At 64.5% G+C, this 20,284-nt stretch carries 24 protein-coding genes; 10 read left to right on the forward strand and 14 right to left on the reverse strand.

Translation table 11 applies throughout. From position 1 onward, the window contains the following. Positions 1–107 precede the first annotated feature (107 nt). Together fba and COW1_RS14165 are read left to right on the forward strand one after the other, a co-directional pair. Positions 108–1,172 (forward strand): class II fructose-bisphosphate aldolase, encoded by a 1,065-nt coding sequence (gene fba / locus COW1_RS14160; RefSeq protein WP_096367332.1) that lies wholly within the window; start codon positions 108–110, stop codon positions 1,170–1,172. A 72-nt stretch (positions 1,173–1,244) separates the two neighbouring features. After that, positions 1,245–1,442: a hypothetical protein gene (locus COW1_RS14165; RefSeq protein WP_201344545.1), complete on the forward strand. Its 198-nt coding sequence runs from the start codon at positions 1,245–1,247 to the stop codon at positions 1,440–1,442. Positions 1,443–1,517: 75 nt separating this feature from the next. On the opposite strand, the gene COW1_RS14170 is transcribed toward COW1_RS14165, so the two are convergent. Then, entirely contained in the window at positions 1,518–1,856 is a 339-nt protein-coding gene (locus COW1_RS14170) for a hypothetical protein (protein WP_201344546.1), read from the reverse strand. A gap of 29 nt (positions 1,857–1,885) precedes the next feature. Here COW1_RS14170 and COW1_RS14175 point away from each other — a divergent pair, with 29 nt between their 5' ends. Beyond that, positions 1,886–3,070 carry a cation:proton antiporter gene (locus COW1_RS14175; protein WP_096367330.1) on the forward strand — a complete coding sequence of 395 codons (1,185 nt, stop codon included), beginning with the start codon at positions 1,886–1,888 and terminating at the stop codon, positions 3,068–3,070. A gap of 114 nt (positions 3,071–3,184) precedes the next feature. Continuing rightward, positions 3,185–3,478: a GIY-YIG nuclease family protein gene (locus tag COW1_RS14180; RefSeq protein ID WP_096367639.1), complete on the forward strand. Its 294-nt coding sequence runs from the start codon at positions 3,185–3,187 to the stop codon at positions 3,476–3,478. Between the two features lie 126 nt (positions 3,479–3,604). Here COW1_RS14180 and COW1_RS14185 read toward each other — a convergent pair whose 3' ends face one another. Genes COW1_RS14185 through modA form a run of 4 tightly spaced genes read right to left on the reverse strand, consistent with a single transcriptional unit; the run spans position 3,605 to position 7,116 of the window. Then, positions 3,605–4,591: a serine/threonine protein kinase gene (locus COW1_RS14185; protein ID WP_201344547.1), complete on the reverse strand. Its 987-nt coding sequence runs from the start codon at positions 4,589–4,591 to the stop codon at positions 3,605–3,607. 6 nt (positions 4,592–4,597) lie between these two features. Then, the gene (modC, locus tag COW1_RS14190) at positions 4,598–5,677 is read right to left on the reverse strand and encodes a molybdenum ABC transporter ATP-binding protein (RefSeq protein ID WP_201344548.1); all 1,080 of its coding nucleotides are present in this window, start codon (positions 5,675–5,677) and stop codon (positions 4,598–4,600) included. Further along, positions 5,674–6,354 (reverse strand): molybdate ABC transporter permease subunit, encoded by a 681-nt coding sequence (gene modB / locus COW1_RS14195; protein ID WP_201344549.1) that lies wholly within the window; start codon positions 6,352–6,354, stop codon positions 5,674–5,676. The genes modC and modB overlap by 4 nt, the downstream gene beginning before the upstream one ends. Before the next feature lie 6 nt (positions 6,355–6,360). Next, a complete protein-coding gene (gene modA, locus COW1_RS14200) occupies positions 6,361–7,116 on the reverse strand; it encodes a molybdate ABC transporter substrate-binding protein (protein WP_201344550.1) in 756 nt (251 codons plus the stop codon). A 157-nt stretch (positions 7,117–7,273) separates the two neighbouring features. Here modA and COW1_RS14205 point away from each other — a divergent pair, with 157 nt between their 5' ends. Next, positions 7,274–7,522, forward strand: coding sequence for a hypothetical protein (locus COW1_RS14205; protein WP_369801214.1), 249 nt, complete (start codon positions 7,274–7,276; stop codon positions 7,520–7,522). A gap of 36 nt (positions 7,523–7,558) precedes the next feature. On the opposite strand, the gene COW1_RS14210 is transcribed toward COW1_RS14205, so the two are convergent. Continuing rightward, entirely contained in the window at positions 7,559–9,400 is a 1,842-nt protein-coding gene (locus COW1_RS14210; protein WP_201344551.1) for a SulP family inorganic anion transporter, read from the reverse strand. Positions 9,401–9,674: 274 nt separating this feature from the next. Between COW1_RS14210 and COW1_RS14215 the strand changes: the two genes are divergently transcribed. After that, positions 9,675–10,022, forward strand: coding sequence for a hypothetical protein (locus tag COW1_RS14215; RefSeq protein WP_096367324.1), 348 nt, complete (start codon positions 9,675–9,677; stop codon positions 10,020–10,022). A 6-nt stretch (positions 10,023–10,028) separates the two neighbouring features. Here COW1_RS14215 and COW1_RS14220 read toward each other — a convergent pair whose 3' ends face one another. The 8 genes from COW1_RS14220 to COW1_RS14255 form a co-directional block, all read right to left on the reverse strand. Beyond that, positions 10,029–11,090: an HD-GYP domain-containing protein gene (locus tag COW1_RS14220; RefSeq protein ID WP_201344552.1), complete on the reverse strand. Its 1,062-nt coding sequence runs from the start codon at positions 11,088–11,090 to the stop codon at positions 10,029–10,031. A 157-nt stretch (positions 11,091–11,247) separates the two neighbouring features. Further along, positions 11,248–11,838, reverse strand: coding sequence for a phospholipid-binding protein MlaC (locus tag COW1_RS14225; protein ID WP_096367322.1), 591 nt, complete (start codon positions 11,836–11,838; stop codon positions 11,248–11,250). A 54-nt stretch (positions 11,839–11,892) separates the two neighbouring features. Beyond that, positions 11,893–12,579, reverse strand: a complete 687-nt coding sequence (locus COW1_RS14230; RefSeq protein ID WP_201344553.1) for a hypothetical protein — start codon at positions 12,577–12,579, stop codon at positions 11,893–11,895. Positions 12,580–12,700: 121 nt separating this feature from the next. After that, positions 12,701–13,153 carry a ligand-binding protein SH3 gene (locus tag COW1_RS14235; protein ID WP_096367320.1) on the reverse strand — a complete coding sequence of 151 codons (453 nt, stop codon included), beginning with the start codon at positions 13,151–13,153 and terminating at the stop codon, positions 12,701–12,703. Between the two features lie 267 nt (positions 13,154–13,420). Next, positions 13,421–13,921, reverse strand: coding sequence for an Hsp20/alpha crystallin family protein (locus COW1_RS14240; RefSeq protein ID WP_096367319.1), 501 nt, complete (start codon positions 13,919–13,921; stop codon positions 13,421–13,423). A 31-nt stretch (positions 13,922–13,952) separates the two neighbouring features. Continuing rightward, the gene (locus tag COW1_RS14245) at positions 13,953–14,276 is read right to left on the reverse strand and encodes a chaperone modulator CbpM (protein WP_201344554.1); all 324 of its coding nucleotides are present in this window, start codon (positions 14,274–14,276) and stop codon (positions 13,953–13,955) included. After that, the gene (locus COW1_RS14250; protein WP_096367317.1) at positions 14,266–15,234 is read right to left on the reverse strand and encodes a DnaJ C-terminal domain-containing protein; all 969 of its coding nucleotides are present in this window, start codon (positions 15,232–15,234) and stop codon (positions 14,266–14,268) included. Before COW1_RS14250 ends, COW1_RS14245 begins: the two co-directional genes overlap by 11 nt. 90 nt (positions 15,235–15,324) lie before the next feature. Beyond that, positions 15,325–15,771 (reverse strand): Hsp20/alpha crystallin family protein, encoded by a 447-nt coding sequence (locus tag COW1_RS14255; protein ID WP_096367316.1) that lies wholly within the window; start codon positions 15,769–15,771, stop codon positions 15,325–15,327. Between the two features lie 552 nt (positions 15,772–16,323). On the opposite strand from COW1_RS14255, the gene COW1_RS14260 reads away from it, so the two are divergent. The 4 genes from COW1_RS14260 (at position 16,324) to COW1_RS14275 (ending at position 20,275) form a co-directional block, all read left to right on the forward strand. Continuing rightward, the gene (locus COW1_RS14260) at positions 16,324–18,477 is read left to right on the forward strand and encodes an adenosylcobalamin-dependent ribonucleoside-diphosphate reductase (protein WP_096367315.1); all 2,154 of its coding nucleotides are present in this window, start codon (positions 16,324–16,326) and stop codon (positions 18,475–18,477) included. A gap of 116 nt (positions 18,478–18,593) precedes the next feature. Then, positions 18,594–19,286 carry an NrdJb gene (locus COW1_RS14265; protein ID WP_096367314.1) on the forward strand — a complete coding sequence of 231 codons (693 nt, stop codon included), beginning with the start codon at positions 18,594–18,596 and terminating at the stop codon, positions 19,284–19,286. Positions 19,287–19,346: 60 nt separating this feature from the next. Next, a complete protein-coding gene (locus COW1_RS14270; RefSeq protein WP_096367313.1) occupies positions 19,347–19,571 on the forward strand; it encodes a hypothetical protein in 225 nt (74 codons plus the stop codon). 86 nt (positions 19,572–19,657) lie between these two features. Further along, positions 19,658–20,275, forward strand: a complete 618-nt coding sequence (locus COW1_RS14275) for an alpha/beta hydrolase (protein WP_157745714.1) — start codon at positions 19,658–19,660, stop codon at positions 20,273–20,275. Positions 20,276–20,284: the final 9 nt, after the last annotated feature.

The following is a 20,284-nucleotide window of genomic DNA, read 5'->3' on the forward strand; positions in this document are numbered from 1 at the left end:
CAGCTGAAGCGTCGTCCGTGTCCTGATTACAATGACAGGTTCCCGGGATCCGGGCGTCGACGAAAGATTTCGAAAACCTTTAAAACCCAAATCCCAAGGAGAACGTCATGGCCTTGATATCCCTGCGTCAATTGCTCGATTACGCCGCCGAAAACGATTTCGGCATGCCTGCCTTCAACGTCAACAACATGGAGCAGGTCCACGCCATCATGCAGGCGGCCGATGAATGCAACAGCCCCGTTATCATGCAGGGTTCGGCCGGTGCGCGCTCCTACGCGGGCGAGCCCTTCCTGCGTCACCTGATCACCGCCGCGCTGGAGATGTACCCGCACATCCCGGTGGTGATGCATCAGGATCACGGCTCGGCACCGTCCGTCTGCCTGCGCTCCATCCAGTCCGGCTTCAGCTCCGTGATGATGGACGGCTCGCTGATGGAGGACATGAAGACCCCCTCCACCTACGAATACAACGTCGACGTGACTCGTCGCGTGGTCGAGATGGCCCACGCCGGCGGCGTGTCCGTCGAGGGTGAGCTGGGCTGCCTGGGCTCGCTGGAAACCGGCATGGCCGGCGAGGAAGACGGCTCCGGCGCCGAGGGTGTGCTGGATCACTCCCAGCTGCTGACCGATCCCGAAGAGGCCGCGCAGTTCGTCAAGGAGACCGGGGTGGATGCACTCGCCATCGCCATCGGCACCTCCCACGGCGCCTACAAGTTCACCCGTCCCCCGACCGGTGACATCCTGGCCATCGAGCGCATCAAGGAGATCCATGCCCGCATCCCCAACACCCACCTGGTGATGCACGGCTCCTCCTCGGTGCCGCAGGACTGGCTGAAGATCATCGACGAGTTCGGCGGCGACATGGGCGAGACCTATGGCGTGCCGGTCGAGGAGATCCAGGAAGGTATCAAGCACGGCGTGCGCAAGGTCAACATCGACACCGATCTGCGCATGGCCTCCACCGGTGCCATCCGCAAGCATCTGGCCGAGAACCCGAAGAACTTCGACCCGCGCAAGTTCCTCAAGGCCTCCACCGCGGCCATGAAGGACATCTGCAAGGCCCGTTACGAGGCCTTCGGCTGCGCCGGCCACGCCGACAAGATCAAGCCCATGAGCCTCGAGGCCATGTTCAAGCGCTACGAGTCCGGCGAACTGGATCCCAAGGTCAACTGATCGAGGTTGTTCCCGGGACACGGAAGGGCGGCTGCGGCCGCCCTTTTTTGTGTCTGCTGCACACAGGTTGCCATGATCGATACCGACCGGCTTCCATACTGGGTGAACTGGCTGGCCCAGGACCGCGACGGGACCTGGTGGGGCTTCGAGGCCGAACCCCATCAACACCACTGCGGCTGGTACGAGAACGAGGTCGGCCGCAGCCTGCGCATCGCCAGCGCCGAACCCAACCCCGACTGGGCAGCCAGCCTTCGTTCCCGCGATTCGTAGGATGGGTGGAGGCGCCCTGCGCCGCAACCCATCACTGGCTCGCGTGTTGATGGGTTGCGCTGCGCTTCACCCATCCTACGTCTGGTTCCAGCTGGTAAATGCCGACAGCCAGGAATCGATATCGGGGTAGGCCTCACCGCGTGCCTTCTGCTGCACGGCCAGGTCGATCAGCAGGCTGCGCAGTTCCCGCACATGCATCTCCCACAGGGTCGCGTCCATCCCGGGATTGTCGTCCATGGCCGCATTGGCCACCGAGCCGGCCCCGCCCCACATGCGCTTCGAGTTGAGCTGCTGCCAGCCTGCATCGGGGTCGGCCTCGAACAGCGCAATCACCTCCCGCAGCCAGTCGGCGTGATCCTCTGGATGGGCATCGAGTTGTTCGGCAATACGCTCGAGGAGTATGGTGTCCGTCATTCCGCCAGTGTAACGCGAAGGAAGACAGGATGCAGATCAGCACCTTCCTGATCACTCTGGGCGGCCTGCTGCTGGCCGGACTCGCGGTCGAGGCCATCGGCCGCCATACCCCGCTGCCGCGCGTGACCCTGCTGCTGGCCTTCGGTTTTGCCATCGGACCGTCGGGCTGGGACATGCTGCCCGATATCCATGGCCGCTGGTTCCCGCTGGTGGCCGACATGGCGCTGCTGATGATCGGTTTCCTGTTGGGCGAACAGCTGGTGCGCCTGCTCAGCGGCAGACTGGGCCGGGTGATCCTGACCGTCTCCGTTTTCGATGTGATACTTACCGCCCTGGTGGTGCTGGGTGGGCTCTGGCTGCTGGGTGTGCCGCTGGTCACGGCCCTGCTGCTTGCCGGTATCGCTGCCGCCACCGCGCCGGCGGCAACCACGGATGTGATCGAGGAATCCGGTGCGAAAGGGCCGTTCACCTCGGTGCTGGTCGGTGTGGTCGCCATCGACGACGCCTGGGGCATGATCCTGTTCAGCCTGCTGTTGGCCGCCGCCCTGGTACTGGGCGGCAATGGCAGCGGCCTGGACGGACTGTGGCTGGGCCTGTACGACGTCGGCGGCGCACTGCTGCTCGGTCTGTGCCTGGGTGTACCCATGGCCTATCTCACCGGACGCATCCGCCCCGGACAGCCGACCCTGGCCGAGGCGCTGGGCTTCGTGTTCCTGTGCGGCGGCCTGGCGGAGTGGTTGCAGGTCTCCTTCCTGCTGGCCGCGATGGTCATGGGCGCAGTGGTCTACCGCCTGGCCAGCCATCATCTGCGTCCGTTCCACGAAATCGAGCATATCGACTGGCCGTTCAAGATCCTGTTCTTCATCCTCGCCGGCGCCTCGCTGCATCTGGAGTCATTACTCGATGCCAGCTACATTGCCGGCGCCTACATTCTTCTGCGCATCCTGGGCAAGCTGGCCGGCGCGGCCACCGGGGGCTATATCGGCAAGGCGGACCGCAGCGTGCGTCGCTGGCTGGGCCCGGCCCTGCTGCCCCAGGCCGGTGTGGCGATGGGCATGGCCCTGGTGGCCTCCCAGCGCTTCCCGGAACTGTCGGAAAGCATCCTCGCCATCGCCATTGGCGCGACCGTCTTTTTCGAGTTGCTCGGGCCCGTGATCACGCGTTATGCGCTCGGACAGGTGGGGGAAGGCAGAAAACGTGGGACGGGTGGTTGATGTCAGCTGGCGGGCACACAGCGGACGTTAAAAGTTCCACGTCATTGCGAGGAGCGCAGCGACGTGGCAATCTCCCAAAGATACAGCCGAACCATCATCGTCAAGGATGACGAAATGGAAAAAAAGCCCGCTGTGTATATCCTGTGCAACCGGCCGAATGGCACTTTGTATATTGGTGTCACAAGCAATCTTCCAAAACGCATCTGGGAGCATAGAAGCAAGACAGTCAAGGGATTTACTGCAAAATACAATGTAACGCGACTGATCTGGTTTGAGCTTTTTGAAACAATGGACCTGGCCATTGAAAGAGAGAAGCAGCTGAAGGGCAGGCCGAGAAAAGCGAAGGTTGCGTTGATAGAGGATGGAAACCCGGTATGGCGGGATCTTTTCGAGGAAATTTGTGGCTGAAGGAGATTGCCACGTCGCTTCGCTCCTCGCAATGACGGGTAATCAGAGACCGCTTCTGGTCGTTAGCTGACTTCCCCTTGCTCTATCCTGAGATTTCCCCGCCCCGAGTAGCAATGACGAGCTGGATCAAATGGTCAGCGGCGGCTCGTTCATGGCCGCGGCCTGCTCACGCAGTCCCAGGATGTGTTCCTCCCAGTAACGGTCGGTATTGAACCAGGGGAAGGCCTGGTGGAAGGCGGGGTCGTCCCAGCGCCGGGCCAGCCAGGCGGCGTAATGGATCATGCGCAGGGTGCGCAGGGGCTCGATGAGCGCCAGTTCGCGGCGGTTGAATTCCCGGAACAGTTCATAGCCCTCGATCAGTTCACTCAAAGCGAGAGCCATCTCACTGCGCTCGCCGGAGAGCAGCATCCAGATGTCCTGCACGGCGGGGCCGGTGCGGCAGTCGTCCAGGTCGACGAAGTGCGGGCCGGCTTCGGTCCAGAGGATGTTGCCGGGGTGGAAGTCGCCATGCAGACGCAGGGTCTCGATTCTGCCGGCGGCTGCATAGGCCGCCTCGATCTGCTGGAGCAGGTCCTCGACCAGGCTGCGGTAGGCGACATCCAGGTGCGGGGGGATGAAGCCGCCTTCGAGGATGTACTGGTACGATTCAACCCCGAAGCTCTGTACATCCAGCCGTGGACGGTGCGCAAAGGGCCGGGTCTGGCCGACATTGTGCACCCGCGCCAGATAGCGGCCCAGCCATTCCAGGTTTTCGGGGTCGTCCAGGTCGGGCCAGCGGCCGCCACGGCGCGGGTACAGGGCATAGCGGAAACCCGCGAAGCTGAACAGGGTCTCGCCCTTGTCATCGGCCAGTGGTGCGACCACCGGTATCTCGGCTTCCACCAGTTCCTGGCAGAAGGCGTGTTCCTCGCGGATGGCGGCATCCGACCAGCGATTGGGGCGATAGAACTTGGCCACCAGAAAACCGGCGTCCTCCAGTCCGATCTGATAGACCCGGTTCTCGTAGCTGTTCAGCGCCAGCAGGTGGCCGCTGGTGCGAAAGCCCTGCGCATCGACGGCGTCGAGTATGGTGGCCGGGCCCAGTTCGGCGTAGGCATGTTGCAGTTCATCCATGCGGCATCATACCAGCAGGGCGACGCTCTTGATCTGGGCGAAGACCGGCGTGTCGGGTTCCAGCTTCAGGGCGGCGACCGATTTGTGGGTGATATGGGCGAGCAGCGGGGTGCCGCCCAGATCCAGGCACACCAGTGCCTGGGCCGGGTTGAGCGGGCGGATCTCGCTGACCCGGGCGGGCAGGATGTTGAGGATGCTGCTGTCGGCGGCCGGGCTCAGCGTCAGGCTGACATCACGGGCCAGGATGCGAACGCGCCGGCGCTCGCCCACCGCCAGTTCGGTGCCGGTGGCCAGGCTCAGTTCCCCGCCGGCAAAGCGCAGCCGGGTGAGGTGCCAGTCGGCGTCATGGCCGTCGACCGTCGCCTCCAGCACGGTTTCGGCCTGCTCGCCGCGGGCCAGCGGCAGATCGGTGCGGGTCAGCATGGCGCTCAGGTCGCCTGCCGCCCGGATCCGCCCGGCCTCCATCAGCAGCAGCCGGTCGGCGATGCGCGCCACTTCATCGCCGTCATGGCTGACATAGAGCACGGGCAGGGCCAGTTCCCGATGCAGGCGCTCCAGGTAGGGCAGGATGGCGCGCTTGGCCCCGGCATCCAGCGCGGCCAGGGGTTCGTCCAGCAGCAGCACCCGCGGCCGGGTCAGCAGGGCGCGGCCGATGGCCACCCGCTGGCGCTGGCCGCCGGACAGCTGGCCCGGGCGGCGGTCAAGCAGTCCGGTCAGTCCGAGCAACTCGATCACGGTAGCGAAAGCCGGCCCGGCGGCGGTGCCGTTCGTGCGGCCGGCGCGCTTCCAGCCGTAACGCAGGTTGGCGCGCACGCTCAGATGCGGAAACAGCTGGCCTTCCTGGATGACATAGCCGATGGGACGCTGATGGGGTGGCCGGAAGGTCTGTTCGTCCTGCCAGCTGTCCTGTCCCATCCGCACTTCGCCGTCGTCGCAGCGCTCCAGCCCGGCGATCAGCCGCAGCAGGGTGGACTTGCCGCAGCCGGAGGGGCCGAACAGGGCGGTTATGCCGCGGGCCGGCACCTCGCCCGCGGCCTGCAGCCGGAACTCCCCGCGCCGATGATCGAAACGGAACCACAGGCTCATGGCCGGCCCAGTCCGAAGCGGCGGTTGAAGCGGTAGACCAGCAGCAGCATGCCAAAGGAGAACACCAGCAGGCTGCCGGCCAGCCAGTGGGCCTGGCCATAGTCCAGTGCCTCGACATGGTCGTAGATGCTGATCGACAGCACCTGGGTCGCGCCGGGAATGTTGCCGCCGATCATCAACACCACGCCGAACTCGCCCACGGTATGGGCGAAGCCCAGCACCACGGCGGTGAGCACGCCGGGCCGGGCCAGCGGCAGCACCAGGCTGAAGAAGCGGTCCAGCGGCGCGGCGCGCAGAGTGGCGGCGGCGTCCAGCAGTCCGACCGGGATGGCGCTGAAGCTGGCCTGCAGCGGCTGGACCACGAAGGGCAGGGAATAGATCACCGAGCCGATGACCAGGCCGGGGAAGGAGAACACCAGTGTCGGCCCGCCCAGCATATCCAGCAGGGCGCCGACCGGCCCGTGGGGACCGAGCGCCACCAGCAGGTAGAAGCCCAGCACGGTGGGCGGGAGTACCAGCGGCAGGGCGACCAGGGCCTCGATCGCCACCTTCCAGCGCCGCTGCGTGCGCGCCAGCCACCAGGCCAGGGGCGTACCCAGCAATAGCAGGATCAGCGTGGTCACCGTGGCCAGCTTCAGCGTGACCCACAGGCTGACAATGTCGGCGGGGCTGAACATCGGGGGTCAGTCGGCAGGCGTGCTGTAGCCGTAGCCGTGGATCAGGGTGCGGGCCTGCTCACTGCGCATGAAACGCATGAAGTCGCGGGTTGCCGTGGACTCGCTCAGGCGGACGGCCTGTTGCTCGATCGGGTCGTAGAGCGAGGCCGGTACCACCCAGTGGCTGCCGGAGATTGCGTTTCCGGCATTGCGGGGCAATTGGGACAGGGCCACGAAGCCCAGTTCGGCGTGGCCGGAACTGACGAAGTGGAAGGTCTGGCCGATGTTCTCGCCGCGCACCAGCCGCGACTGCACGTGCCCCCACAGCCCCATCTCCGCCAGTGCCTGGCGTGCAGCCAGGCCATAGGGGGCGAGGCGGGGATTGGCGATGGCCAGATGCGCATAATCATCCCGGCCCAGGGCCTTGCCTGCGGCGACGATCCGCCCCGGTTCCGGACTCCACAGCACCAGCCGGCCGACGGCATAGGTGAAGCGGCTGCCGCTGACGGCCAGACCCTCGGATTCAAGCCGCTGCGGCCGCTCGCGATCGGCGGCGAAAAAGGCATCGAACGGCGCGCCATGACGGATCTGGGCGTAGAGCTTGCCGGTCGAGCCGATGCTGAGCCTGACCCGGTGCGGGTGTTCCGCCTCATAGGCTTCGACCAGCGCCTGCATGGGCCGGGCGAAGTTGGACGCCACGGCCAGGGTCAGAGTGTCGGCCGTGGCCGGGAGCGGCAGGACGAGCCAGAGAGGAATGAGCAGATAGCGAAACCAGACGGGCATGAGGGTTCCTTTGTCTGAATCACCGTCATCCCGGCCTGCACCGGGATGACGGTAGGTGGGGCCTTGAGTGGACGCCATTCGGATCTGTTACGTATTTGCCGTCGCCCCGACGGCGCGCTAAGGTTGAGTTCCGGTCCCTTGATGAGTATGAGCCGTCATGAGCCTGCGCGGTTACGTCCCACCCGATCCGCAGACCTCGGTGTCCGAGGTCCGCTATGCCGTCATCCAGACCCCGCGCCGGAATCGCAAGCGCTTTCCTGCCGGCTGCGTGCATCTGGTCGAGGACGGCGAGACGGCGGTGGCGCAGGCCGATCCTGCGCGCAACCTGCATCCGGCCCAGGTCATCGGGCCATCCAAATCATCGGAAGGTCAGTATATCTTCTATCTGGTCGAGTGGCTCACCTGAGCCGGTCGCCTTACGCTATACCCGCCCGTGTCCCGTTCAGGTGCCGCTGTCGAACAGCGGCTGCTGGGCGTCGACACGGCGGCGTTGATCCGACGGCGTCGGTTCACGGCTGGCGCATTCATTGAAGATGCGCGCCGTGCAGTGACGGCAGATATCCACATCCAGCCGCTCGAATACGGTGCGAATCGCCTCACCCTTACCCTCGAAGATATTCTCGGCGCCGATGGCATCCAGATAGGGGCCGCGCTCCAGCGGCTCGCACACCCCGGGCTTGATCCGGATCAGATACAGCCCGCCGGCCATCCTGCGTCGCGCCTCCGCCTCCTGGGCCAGCAGTTCGGCCCCGGCCACGTCGATGAAGTTGATGCCGGTGGCGACGATCATCAGGTGCTTCTGTTCGGGATGGCGGTCGCGGATCTCGCGCAGCCGTTCCTGGACATGATTCACCGCGCCGAAGAACAGCGACCCGTCGATGCGCAGGATCTTCACCTGCGGACATTCGGGCAGACTGGGATCGGTGTTGAACTTGCGCTTGGGCAGGCGCGGATCCGGCACCCGGGGCACGATGCGCGGCCGCGAGGTCCGGCCCAGGTAGATCACCAGCGACAGGATCACGCCCAGGAAGATGGCGAACTCCAACTCCAGGAACAGGGTGGCCAGGAAGGTCACGATCAGGATGCTGCTGTCGGAGCGGCTGGCGCCCAGAATCGTGCGGATGTGGTGGAAGTCGATCAGTCCCCAGGCCACCAGCAGCAGGATGCCGGCCATGGCCGCATTGGGCAGGTAGGCGGCGTAGGGGGCGACCAGCAGGACCACGGCCATCAGCAGCACACCGGCCGAGATGGCCGCCAGCGGGGTCCTGGCGCCGGACTGGTAATTCAGCCCGCTGCGGTTGAAGGAGCCGGTGGCGACGTAGGCCGAGAAGAAGCTGCCGGCGATGTTGGACAGGCCCTGGCCGACGAATTCCTGGTTGCCGTTGACCAGCTGGCCGGAGCGGGCCGCGATGGACCGGGCGATGGAGACCGCCTCGGTCAACGCGAACAGGGTCACCGCCAGCGCCGTGGGGGCCAGTTCCTTGATGGTGGCCAGGTCGAAGGCCGGGGCCGACAGCGGCGGCAGCGAGCGCGGCAGGGCGCCGACGGTGACGATGCCGGTGACCTCGGGTCCGAAACTGCGGTTGAACAGGACCGAGACCAGGCTGCCGATCAGCATGGCCACGATCATGTAAGGGGCGCGCGGCAGGTAACGCTTGACCAGGATGCCGCTGATCAAGGTGACTGCGCCGACCGTGGTGATCCACAGATTGATGTCATCGAAGTTCCGGTACAGTCCGATCAGGGTGTCATGGAAGTGGCCGCCGCGCGGCAGTTCGATGCCGAAGAAGTGCTTGAGCTGGCTGCTTGCGATCAGCAGGGCTGCGCCGGCGGTAAAGCCGATGATCACCGAGTGGGAGATGAAATTGACCAGGGTGCCCAATCGGGCGAGTCCCATGATCAGCTGGATGGCGCCGACCATGCAGGTCAGGGTCAGGGCCAGCTGCACGTATTCCGCGCTGGCCGGTTCGGCGAAGGCGGACAGGCCGGAGAAGACCACGATGGAGGCGGCGGTGGTCGGTCCCGAGACCAGGTGCCAGGAGGAGCCGAACAGGGCGGCGATGATGGCCGGCACCATGCCGGCGTAGAGGCCGTATTCCGGCGGCATGCCGGCGATGGTGGCGAAGGCCACGCCCTGGGGCAGGACCACGATGGCGCCGGTCAGGCCGGCCATGAGGTCGGCGCGGATGGTGCGTGGGGTGAGCTGCGGCAGCCAGGTCAGGAAGGGCAGCCATTGCAGCAGCCAGTCCGGTGCCGGGCGGGAGGGTCTGGAAACGTCTGACATGAGCGGGGGTGGCGCCTTGAATCAATGAGTTAGGGGGGCCGGGCGCGGGTCCCGCCCCGGCAGTCTGGCCCGGCATTATACCCGAAATCGACGCTTGCTGTCGTGGAGGGGGAAGGTGGCCGGCCTAACAGAGGTTTGTAAAGTCGAGCGGCGAGCGGCCGCTATGCAGGGACCGACCGCGGCCGCCTGGGCCGGTCGGTTGACGTCAGTCAATGTGTCATCCGGCTGTAACAACGACAATATATAAAACGAACAAGACTCACAGGATGGAACCATGGATCATCGATATTCCCGCCGCTTTGCCACCCGGGCGGTGGCCGTCATCTGCCATCATGCCATGCCGGTCGCCATCGGGGTGGTCGTGAACTGCAACCGCACCGGGGTGTATATCCAGACCAGCTACCAGCCCGGTGATCATGAGCACTGCATCGATTTCGAACTGACCCTGAACCGGGATGGCCGGACCTGGCGCCAGGCCCTGCGTGGGTTGATCGTGCACCGGGATGCGAACGGGATGGGGCTGATGGTGGAGGCGGAGGAGTTCAGTGACGTCCTGGAACTGCTGCGCCCGCAGTTGCCGGAACAGGCAGTGGCCGACCGGGTTGCCCTCCCGTTCCCGTGACGGGTGTCAGGGGCCGACCGTCAGGCCCTGCTGCAGGGCCTCGGCTTCCCGCCAGGTCCGCTCCAGGCGCAAACCTTCCGGCCACTGGCCCGTACTCAGCACCCGGACGGCGCAGTGTTCGCCCTCGGCCGGCACCAGCTGCGGGGCCTCGCTGACCTTGAGCCGTTTGATCCAGGGCCGGTCCACCCGGTCTCCCCGTGCCACGACCAGTGCCAACTCGCGATTGCGTAGTTCGATCAGACTGCCGGGCGGATAGATGCCCAGCGTCTTGACCAGCAGGCGTGCCAGCGCATCGTCCACCACCCGCCCGGCACCCATGAACAGGTTGCGCATGGCCTCGTGCGCCGGTCGCCCGTGGCGGTATCCGCGCGGCGAGACCGCGGCGCAATAAATATCGGCGGCACCGATCAGCCGGGCGCCGAATGGCAGCGCTGCGCCGCGCAGCGAGAACGGGTAGCCGGAACCGTCAAAGCGTTCATGATGCAGGGCGACGGCCTCCAGCCAGTCGGGATCCGTCACCCCCAGGGCCTTGAGGATGCCGACCGAGGTGAGTGGGTGGCGGCGGATGAGCAACCGGTCCAGCGAGGCCGGCGGGCCGTGCAGGTGAAACAGTTCGGCCTGCAATGCGCACATGGAGATGTTCTGGGTCAGTGCCGCGCACAGCAGCGGGTGGCGTTCGTCGGTTCCCAGTCCGGCGGCCTGAGCCCCGAGGCAGACCACCACCGCACAATGAATGGCATGCAGCAGCGGATAGCCCTCGCCGTTGCGGATGAACAGGTAGGCAAGGGCCGTGTCTGCGTTGAGTTTGACGGCGTCTTCCACGGCATCGGCCAGCATTTCCACGCGGTCGTCTATGTGCTGACCGGCGTGGGCGCTCAGCAGGGTGGCGCGCAGGTTGGCATGGACGGCGTCGAGTTGCTCGAGTACCGGGCCGCCGGGGTCCTGGAAGCGGAAACTTGTGGACATGGCGCCGGCCGCGCTCAGCTGCGGACACCAGAGGGCCGACAGATCGGGCGCGATGCGTCCGATCAGGCCGTGAAGCCGGGGCCGTGAATGTCCTTGATCCATAGGTTATGCCTGCGATGCGGTGAGGCTGGCGGCAGGGTGGTCAGGAGTGCCGCAGATTGAGATCGGCGGCTGACGATGGAAACTTTAATCGGCGGCCCGACGCCTGTTAGCGGCCGGCTGCAGGCGGCCGCGGCCCGCACCCACGGGGCGCGGGTCCCTAGGCCCGCCGCTCGGCGAGCTGGCGGATCAGGGCGTCCAGGCCCTGCTGGCGGATGGTCTGCTGGAAACTGCTGCGGTAATTGATGATCAGGCTGATGCCGTCGATCATGATGTCATACACCTGCCATTTCTCCCCGTTCAGGCGCAGGCGGTAATCCACCGGGATGGGCGGGCCATCGGGCCGTACGATCCGGGTGTTGACCAGGGCGCGGTCGTCATCCTCCATGCGTTCCCTGAGGTATTCGACCTCCTCCCCGGAATACTCGCTCAGGGAGGTGGCGTAGGTGCGGACCAGCAGGCTGCGGAACTCGCGGGTGAAATCCCGGCGCTGCGCTTCACTGGCCTCGCGCCAGTAGCGGGCCAGTGTAAGCCGGGAAAAGGCCTCGAAGTCGACGTGCGGCAGAATGACCCGCTCGATCAGACCATTGAGCTGTTCCGGGCTCAGTTCGCCGTTCTGGCGCAGTTCGGCGAACACCTGCTCCGAGGTTTCACGCACCACCTTCATCGGCGATTCCCCGGCCTTTGCGCTTGCCAGCAGCAGCCACAGTACGGGCAGCAGAATCAGTTGCAGCGTCAGTGTTGTTTTCATATTGCGGAGGATCCCTGGATATCGATCTTGCGGGTGTGACCGGCCGGTCCGTTGTTAGTTCCGTCGCGTCCGGGGATGGGCCTGGCGGCGGAACAGGCGTGGATTATGGCGGATGAAGGCCAGTATCCAGCGCTGCAGGAAGGAACGCCGCCGTGCGGTTTTCAGGTAAATATAGCCCAGTACGGCGATGGTCAATGCACCGACGGCGTCGACGATCAGGTCCCACATGGTGTCGGTCAGCCCGGAGGCGTCGCCGAACATGGGCTTCTGCATGTTCAGGCCGAACAGGCTGTCCATGCTGAATTCGAAAATCTCCCACAGGGTGCCCATGCCGAGCGCGAACAGAAAGGCGAAGAAGGCGACAAAGCCGGCCTTCATGTGCAGCCCGACTTCCTCGATTTCGTTCAGCACATGCACCAGCAGGAAGCCGACGATGCCGAGCAGAAAGCCCGATGCCGTATGCAGCACGATGTCCCACCACCAGAAGCGGGTATAGAAACCGCGCACCTCGCCCAGGAACAGCGAGGTGAACACGAAGGCGATGGCGAGCAGTTCGAATTCGGACGGGATGACGACCCGGAAGCGTTGCGCCAGCAGCAGCGGGGTGAAGGTGATCAGCAGGATGCCGATGGTGACGGCCGCGGTGAGCCACTGCTGCTCCCACAGGGCGCCGGCGACGCCGACGATGAGGATGGCTTTCAGCACCAGGCTGGTGCGGCGGTGGCTGAGAAAGAGCTTCATGGGTCCAGCCTAGTCATGCGCCAGCGCCGGGGTCAAATCATGGCGTGGCGGCGGCATCACAAAAAAAGGGGGCGCATGGTGCGCCCCCAGGGGGGTGGAGGAGAGCAGGAGTGCCGGAGGATCAGGCAGCCTGGTATTTCTCCTTGGCCTCGCGCGCGGCACGGGCCTCATCCTCGCTGTAGGCCTTGCCGGACCACATCATTTCGTAGGCGATCTCTTCGTTGCCGTTCTCGCACAGTTCCAGGACTTCCTGGAACAGCGGCTGGAAGCTCTCGGAACGGTGCGATGCCTCGTGCTCCTCGAAGGAGTTCCAGAAGGTGACGATCAGGGCCTCCTTCCCGGCCAGCGGGCTTTCCACGGCCTGGCCGATGGACGAGCCCTCATTGGAGACCTGGCCGCTGTTCACGCAGACGAAGCCGCCGACGAAACCGGTGTCGGAGTGGTAGGTCTTCACGTTCTCGCACAGCATCGCCACGCGTTCCTGCAGATCGTCCAGGCTGTACTCGGGTTTCAGGATGACGCGGTTGACCGTGATGACACCGTCATGCGCAAAGTTCGGAATAAAACCACTCATGGTTCACCTCCTGGGTTAGAGATTCAGTACATTACGATTCCCTAATCTAGTTAACCTGACTGTTTAAGTCAAGTATTAGGGCAGTAATCAATCAGATTTATAAACCGGGATGAGGAAAGGAAATCGCCGTCTATCTAGTCGTTTTTATTGGCTAATTCGATATTAAATCGGATATTTTTATAGTTGGCATTAAAAATTATCTATTAAATAATCATTATTCCGACAATATAAATGCCGGCTGCGGCGGAAAGCGGTCGGCATCCCGGGTCAGTGCTGGACCTCGATCCGGCGCTGACGCGCGCGCGGGGACTTGGGCAGGGTGACAGTGAGGATGCCGTCGCGATAGCGGGCACGGGCGCCGCTGTCATCGACCTCGGCAGGCAGGGGCAGGGCGCGTTCGAAGCGGCCGTAGGCGCACTCCATGATGTGGTAGCGGCCCTGGGTCTGTTCGCGCTGGACACGCTTCTCGCCGCGCACGACCAGGTGATTGTCGATCACGCTGATGTCGAGGTGCTCCTTGTCCAGGCCGGGGACCTCCAGACGCACGCTGATGTTGTCGTCGTCTTCCTGCAGTTCGGCGGCCAGCAGGCCCCAGCGCGAGGCCTGCTGCTCGATCTGGTCCTCGCGGGTCTGCAGTTCGCCGCGTCTGGCGCCGGGCTGGAACCGGGTCAGGGCGTGGCCGGCACGCTGCTGCAGCTGCTGCCAGCCTTCGCTGAGGCTGTCCCAGAAACGCCCCAGCCCCTGCTTGAGTTGCTGCAATGTGCTCATGATGTCCTCCTTGCTTCAGGGCCAGGCAACACTACCAATCGAGTTGACGCTCCAGCAGGGCGATGCGCTGGTTGGCCTGGCGCAGCTGTTCCAGCAGCTCGATGACCAGGGCGCTGCCGGCCAGGTTCACATCCAGATCCTGCTCCAGCCGCAGGGCCAGCAGGGCGCGGTGCAGCGATACGGCCGGGAAGCGCCATTGCGCCGGGCTGCGTCCGCGCGGCACGAGCAGCCCTTCCTCGACCATGCGGATCACATGATCGGCATGCAGCTGGCAGGCCTGGCATAACTCGGCCAGCCCGAGTTCTCCGGTCTCGTCCAGCAGTACGCCGGTGATGGCGTCCGTTTCATGCGGCACCCTGGTAGTCCTCCAGCTGCTGTCGTGGATTGAAAGGGACCTCCCGGGCCAGGGCCTGATACAGTTCGCGGGCCCGGCCGGAGTCCAGCGGCGGATTGACGATGCGCAGCACCACGTACTGATCGCCGGCCGGATTGCCGGGCAGGCCCTTGCCCTTCAGGCGCAGCTTCCTGCCGCTCTGCGAGCCCGCCGGCAGGCTCAGGTTGACCCGCCCGGCCAGGGTGGGGACTTCGACCCGGGTGCCAAGGGCCGCTTCCCAGGGTGTGACCGGCAGGGTCAGGTAGAGATCGCGGCCCTCGATCTGGTACAGCGGGTGGTGCTCGAACTCGATTTCCAGATACAGGTCGCCGGCCGGACCGCCGCCCATGCCACCCGCGCCCTGTCCGGCCAGGCGGATCTGCTGACCGGCGGTGATGCCGCGGGGGATGCGCACATCCAGCGAGCGCGGTTTGACCGTGGCCCGGCCCCGGGCATCGATCACCGGGGTCTGCAGCTGAATGCGGCGGCTGGCCCCGTGGAAGGCATCCTCCAGGCTGATCAGAATCTTCGCGTGATGATCCTCGCCGCGCAGCCCGCCGTGGCTGCGGGCATAGCGGGTGTGGCGGCCGAAGGGGCCGCCGGCCCCGAACAGGCTTTCGAAGAAATCGCTGAACTGGCGCGCGTCGGCGTCGGTGAAGCCGCCGCCGGAGAACTCGAAGCCGGCGTCCCAGTCCGGCGGCGGCCGGAAGTCCTGGCCTGCCTGCCAGTTCTGCCCTAACTTATCGTAGGCCGCGCGCTTCTCCGGGTCCTTCAGGACTTCGTAGGCCTCGTTGATCTCCTTGAACCGGGTCTCGGCATCGGGCTCGGAGCTGACATCAGGATGGTACTTGCGCGCCAGCTTGCGGTAGGTGCGCTTGATCTCATCCTGGTCGGCATCGCGTTCCAGTCCCAGGATCCTGTAGTAGTCCTTGAACTCCATCGTGGCTTCTAACCGTGATCAAGCTGCGACGGCCGGGCTGGTTGATGGCGCCCGGACGCGCAGGCGTCCGGGTAGGCGTTTCGGCCTGCTTCAGCCCTCGACCTGAATGCGCCGGGGCTGCTGTTTTTCATGTTTCGGGATCACGACTTCCAGCACCCCGTCCCTGGCCTTGGCGCTGATGGCCTCGGCATCGGCGGTATCGGGCAGGCTGAAGCGGCGGAAGAAACTGCCGCGCACGCGCTCGATGCGCTTGTAGCCCTCGCGTTCCTCTTCGGTTTCCTGCTTGCGCTCGCCCTTGATGGTGAGGATGCCGTTTTCCATGTGCACCTCGATGTCCTTGGGATCGACGCCCGGGATGTCGGCATGGATCACGAAGCGATTGTCCTCCTCGCGGATATCCACGGCGGGCACCCAGTCGGCGGTGGCGACCTGGGATTCGTCCTCGCCGCTCTTGCGCAGCCTGCTGTCGAAGAGTTGATTCATTTCCCGATGCAGTTGATCGAGCATGTTCCAGGGTTCGTAACGTACCAGTGCCATGATGTTTCTCCTTGCAGCTGTCCGGTGGGTGTTGCCTGACAGCTATATAGGAACCGGCTGCATCGGCTTCAAGGGCCCGGGCCGGGTGGCGGGCGATAACATGATCTGGCTCAAGCGCAAGGATGGCGGGCGAGTTGCATGGGGGTGGCGCTGGACTATGTTCGGCAATGGGGGCAGGCGGTCGTGAAGGAGGCGGACAGCTAATATTAGAAACACAATATATTGTGTTTTTTCGGGCCGGTGAACCGATCTGTGGATAACCTGTGCGCAGCCGTCGTTTTGAGGTGGAAAACCTGTTAACTTCTTGTATAAATAGCAAAATAGTGATTTTGGCCAGAGCTATTGACAGGTCCGGCAGGGGCGCTTACTCTTCTTTCCCAGACACAAGATATTGTGTCTCACAACAACAGGTATCGACGGCCGGCGACAGCGACTTGAGCACCGGGGCAGACGCCCCCCGGCAGGCCGGACGATTATCCGTAACAACCCGCACCCCGGGCGAGGCTGCCAGCCAGGCGCCGGCGCCCGCCGTCAGGGAACCCAGGAGGCTCGATGAAGACAGCACACCTCAAGGCCGTGTCGAAGAACGCCGTGGATATGCCGCTGCAGGAAGCATCCCAGGATATCTGGGATAAGAAGTACCGTCTCAAGACCAAGAACGGTACGCCGGTCGATGCCGACATCGACGGGACCCATCAGCGCGTGGCCCGGGCACTGGCCGAGGTGGAGGCGACGCCGGAGAAGCGCGAGTTCTGGTACGAGAACTTCCTCTGGGCCCTGCGCCGCGGGGCGATTCCGGCCGGCCGCATCATCTCCAATGCCGGCGCCTGGGAGCACAAGCCGGCCACTTCCACTATTAACTGCACGGTGTCGGGCTCCATCCGCGACTCCATGGACAACATCCTGGAGAAGGTTCACGAGGCCGGCCTGACGCTGAAGGCCGGCTGCGGCATCGGCTACGAGTTTTCCACCCTGCGGCCCAAGGGCGCCTATGTGGCCGGGGCCGGGGCCTACACCTCCGGGCCGCTGTCGTTCATGGATATCTACGACAAGATGTGCTTCACCGTCTCCAGCGCCGGCGGCCGCCGCGGGGCGCAGATGGCCACCTTCGACGTCGGCCATCCGGACGTGCTGGACTTCATCCGCGCCAAGCGCGAACACGGCCGCCTGCGTCAGTTCAACCTCAGCCTGCTGATCACCGAGGACTTCATGGAAGCGGTCAAGCAGGACGCCGACTGGCGGCCGGCCTTCCCGCTGACCCAGGACGAGGTCGAGGCCGGCGGTATCGATCTCGGCGATCCGGAACAGGTGGTCTGGCGTCACTGGCCGGTGAAGAACGGTTACATCACCAACGATGCCGGCAAGGTGGCCTGTCGGGTCTACAAGGCGCTGAAGGCGCGGCGGTTGTGGGACATGATCATGGCCTCGACCTATGACTTCGCCGAGCCGGGCTTCATCCTGATCGACAAGGTCAACCAGATGAACAACAACTGGTTCTGCGAGGATATCCGCGCGACCAACCCCTGCGGCGAGCAGCCGCTGCCGCCCTACGGCTCCTGCCTGCTGGGCTCGGTCAACCTGACCAAATTCGTGGTCGATCCCTTCACCGAGCATGCCCGCTTCGACTGGGACGAGTTCAGCAAGGTGGTCGGGGTGTTCACCCGCATGCTGGACAACGTGGTCGAGATCAACGGTCTGCCGCTGGAGGGCCAGCGCGACGAGATCCTGCGCAAACGCCGCCACGGCATGGGCTTCCTCGGCCTGGGTTCCACCCTGACCATGCTGCGCATGAAATACGGTGCGCCGGACTCGCTCGAGTTCACCGAGCGGGTGGCGCGCGAACTGGCCCTGGAGGGTTGGCGCCAGGCGCTGGAACTGGCGAAGGAGAAGGGTCCGGCCCCGATCATGGACGAAGAATTCGCCGTCACCGAGGCGATGCTCGACATCCGCCCCGATCTCAAGCGCGACGGCTTCAAGGTCGGCGATCGCCTGCCCGGCCGGGTGTTCCATGCCAGATACAGCCAGTACATGCAGCAGATCGCCGAGTACGAGCCGGCGCTGGTACAGGAACTGGCCGAGGTGGGCGCGCGCTTCACCCACCACTCCTCGATCGCGCCGACCGGGACCATCTCCCTGTCGCTGGCCAACAACGCCAGCAACGGCATCGAGCCGTCCTTCGCCCATCACTACTATCGCAACGTGATCCGCGAGGGGCGCAAGACCAAGGAGAAGGTGTCGGTGTTCTCCTACGAGTTGCTGGCCTACCGCGAACTGGTCAACGAGCGGGCGATGCCCTACTCCGAGGATCCGGAGGAGCAGCTGCCGGACTACTTCATCACCGCCGAGGACATCACGCCCAAGGAACACGTGGATATCCAGGCCGCGGCGCAGAAGTGGGTGGATTCCAGCATTTCCAAGACCGCCAATGTCCCGACCGACTATCCCTACGAGGACTTCAAGGACATCTACATGTATGCCTACGAGAAGGGGCTGAAGGGTTGCACCACCTTCCGCTTCAACCCCGAGGCCTTCCAGGGCGTGCTGGTCAAGGAGAAGGACCTGGAGAGTACCACCTATGTCTTTACCCTGGACGACGGCAGCAAGGTCGAACTCAAGGGCAACGAGGAGGTTGAATACGACGGCGAAGTGCATACCGCCGCCAACCTCTACGATGCCCTCAAGGAAGGCTATTACGGGAAGTTCTGACGAATAGATACTGGAGAACAGCTGCAGGATACAAGAGGCAGGATACAAGTCGGATTGTCTGGTTCTTGCTTGTGTCCTGCATCTTGCCTCTTGCAACTCACCGCAGGTGTAAAAAAATGACTGTCAAGATCGACAAGAAGATCGTGGACTACGGTGTGGCGAAGGAGAACGCGCCCGACGCGGCCGCTGTCGCGGAGGAAAAGGAGGAGGACAAGGTCGTCCACCTCACCGAGAAGCTCGAACGCCCGGAGATGCTGCTGGGCTCGACCTACAAGATCAAGACGCCGCTGTCCGAGCATGCGCTGTATGTCACCATCAACGACATCATCCTCAACCCAGGCACCGAGCACGAACTGCGCCGGCCGTTCGAGATCTTCATCAACTCGAAGAACATGGACCACTTCCAGTGGATCGTCGGCATGACCCGGATCATCTCCGCCGTGTTCCGCAAGGGCGGGGATGTGACCTTCCTGGTCGAGGAGCTGCGCTCGGTGTTCGATCCGCGCGGCGGCTATTTCAAGAAAGGCGGCAAGTACATGCCCTCGCTGGTCGCCGAGATCGGGGATGCCATCGAGTGCCACCTGCGCATGATCGGCATGCTCAAGGACGAGGGTCTGGACGCGCATCAGCAGGCGCTGGTCGAGGAGAAACGGGCCCAGTACGAGGCCGCGGTGAAGTCCGCCGAGACCCGGGACCCGGACGATTTCCCCGAGGGCGCCCAGCTGTGCGGCAAGTGCCACACCAAGGCGATGATCCAGATGGATGGCTGCATGACCTGCCTCAATTGCGGCGAGTCGAAATGCGGCTAGAGTACTAGACTGTAAACAGGGTCCCAGCACGGGCTCGGTTCGATCTGCAGGTGAACTGCCATGTTGCTTCAGCACAAACCCATACCGGGTTACTGGTATACCAATATCGTCGGCCAGCTGGTTCAGGTCCGGGCCATCGTCTATTCCGGTGCCCGGCTCAGTTCCATTGCCCTGGAATACGCCAACGGCAAGCGTGATTTCGTTGATCTCGACGGCTGGTACTACCTGGACCTGTCCATCCACTCGCCGCGGCTGGAACGGCGGGAACGGGTCAGGGACCTGTAAGGCCCTGACCGTGTCGTTCCCGGCCCCCGCGGCCGCGGGGGCATTGCGTCCGTTGCTGTCCGATATCCGTCACGGTCCCATTGCCGATGCCCGTCACTGAAAACCGGGAAACCCTCGCCGGCCCGGCGGGGGAGTTGCAGGCGCTGACCGCCCGGCCGGAGACGGTCGCCGGCGTGGCCGTCATCTGCCATCCGCACCCCCTCTATGGCGGCACCCTGCGCAACAAGGTGGTGCACTATCTCGCCCGCACCCTGAACGAGTTGAACATCGCCACGGTCCGCTTCAATTTTCGCGGCGTGGAGCAGAGCACGGGCAGCTATGACGAGGGGCGCGGCGAGCAGGATGACTGCCGGGCGGCGATCGCCTGGGCCCGGGCCTGGCAGCCGGACCGGCCCCTGTGGCTGGCCGGCTTTTCCTTCGGCGCCTATGTGGCGCTGGCAGTGGCGCGGGAGGCCGGGGCGGCGCAGCTGATCACGGTCGCGCCGCCGGTGTCGGTGTTCTCATTCGAGGAGGTCGAACTGCCGGACGCGCCCTGGCTGCTGATCCAGGGGCTGGAGGACGAGGTGGTGTCGGCGCAGCAGGTGCTGGAGTGGGCCCGCAACTGCCGGCCGCAGCCGGAGATCGTGGCCCTGGAGGGGGTCTCGCACTTCTTTCACGGCCGCCTCAATCTGTTGCGGCAGACGCTGCTCGAGCGGCTCGGCTGAATATCCGCG

Origin of the sequence: Thiohalobacter sp. COW1, assembly GCF_016629505.1 — a bacterium.
GTDB classification, from domain to species: domain Bacteria; phylum Pseudomonadota; class Gammaproteobacteria; order Thiohalobacterales; family Thiohalobacteraceae; genus Thiohalobacter; species Thiohalobacter thiocyanaticus_A.

Excerpts from the sequence above, each read along its gene's own strand:
- COW1_RS14185 (WP_201344547.1), bottom strand. The coding sequence starts at position 4,591 with ATGGATGAACTGCAACATGCCTACGCCGAACTGGGCCCGGCCACCATA.
- COW1_RS14220 (WP_201344552.1), bottom strand. The coding sequence starts at position 11,090 with ATGGATCAAGGACATTCACGGCCCCGGCTTCACGGCCTGATCGGACGC.
- COW1_RS14230 (WP_201344553.1), bottom strand. The coding sequence starts at position 12,579 with ATGAAGCTCTTTCTCAGCCACCGCCGCACCAGCCTGGTGCTGAAAGCC.
- modC (WP_201344548.1), bottom strand. The coding sequence starts at position 5,677 with ATGAGCCTGTGGTTCCGTTTCGATCATCGGCGCGGGGAGTTCCGGCTG.
- COW1_RS14275 (WP_157745714.1), top strand. The coding sequence starts at position 19,658 with ATGCCCGTCACTGAAAACCGGGAAACCCTCGCCGGCCCGGCGGGGGAG.
- COW1_RS14205 (WP_369801214.1), top strand. The coding sequence starts at position 7,274 with ATGAGCCTGCGCGGTTACGTCCCACCCGATCCGCAGACCTCGGTGTCC.
- modA (WP_201344550.1), bottom strand. The coding sequence starts at position 7,116 with ATGCCCGTCTGGTTTCGCTATCTGCTCATTCCTCTCTGGCTCGTCCTG.
- COW1_RS14265 (WP_096367314.1), top strand. The coding sequence starts at position 18,594 with ATGACTGTCAAGATCGACAAGAAGATCGTGGACTACGGTGTGGCGAAG.
- COW1_RS14210 (WP_201344551.1), bottom strand. The coding sequence starts at position 9,400 with ATGTCAGACGTTTCCAGACCCTCCCGCCCGGCACCGGACTGGCTGCTG.
- COW1_RS14175 (WP_096367330.1), top strand. The coding sequence starts at position 1,886 with ATGCAGATCAGCACCTTCCTGATCACTCTGGGCGGCCTGCTGCTGGCC.
- COW1_RS14235 (WP_096367320.1), bottom strand. The coding sequence starts at position 13,153 with ATGAGTGGTTTTATTCCGAACTTTGCGCATGACGGTGTCATCACGGTC.
- COW1_RS14180 (WP_096367639.1), top strand. The coding sequence starts at position 3,185 with ATGGAAAAAAAGCCCGCTGTGTATATCCTGTGCAACCGGCCGAATGGC.
- modB (WP_201344549.1), bottom strand. The coding sequence starts at position 6,354 with ATGTTCAGCCCCGCCGACATTGTCAGCCTGTGGGTCACGCTGAAGCTG.
- COW1_RS14270 (WP_096367313.1), top strand. The coding sequence starts at position 19,347 with ATGTTGCTTCAGCACAAACCCATACCGGGTTACTGGTATACCAATATC.
- fba (WP_096367332.1), top strand. The coding sequence starts at position 108 with ATGGCCTTGATATCCCTGCGTCAATTGCTCGATTACGCCGCCGAAAAC.
- COW1_RS14250 (WP_096367317.1), bottom strand. The coding sequence starts at position 15,234 with ATGGAGTTCAAGGACTACTACAGGATCCTGGGACTGGAACGCGATGCC.
- COW1_RS14255 (WP_096367316.1), bottom strand. The coding sequence starts at position 15,771 with ATGGCACTGGTACGTTACGAACCCTGGAACATGCTCGATCAACTGCAT.
- COW1_RS14225 (WP_096367322.1), bottom strand. The coding sequence starts at position 11,838 with ATGAAAACAACACTGACGCTGCAACTGATTCTGCTGCCCGTACTGTGG.
- COW1_RS14215 (WP_096367324.1), top strand. The coding sequence starts at position 9,675 with ATGGATCATCGATATTCCCGCCGCTTTGCCACCCGGGCGGTGGCCGTC.
- COW1_RS14170 (WP_201344546.1), bottom strand. The coding sequence starts at position 1,856 with ATGACGGACACCATACTCCTCGAGCGTATTGCCGAACAACTCGATGCC.
- COW1_RS14240 (WP_096367319.1), bottom strand. The coding sequence starts at position 13,921 with ATGAGCACATTGCAGCAACTCAAGCAGGGGCTGGGGCGTTTCTGGGAC.
- COW1_RS14165 (WP_201344545.1), top strand. The coding sequence starts at position 1,245 with ATGATCGATACCGACCGGCTTCCATACTGGGTGAACTGGCTGGCCCAG.
- COW1_RS14260 (WP_096367315.1), top strand. The coding sequence starts at position 16,324 with ATGAAGACAGCACACCTCAAGGCCGTGTCGAAGAACGCCGTGGATATG.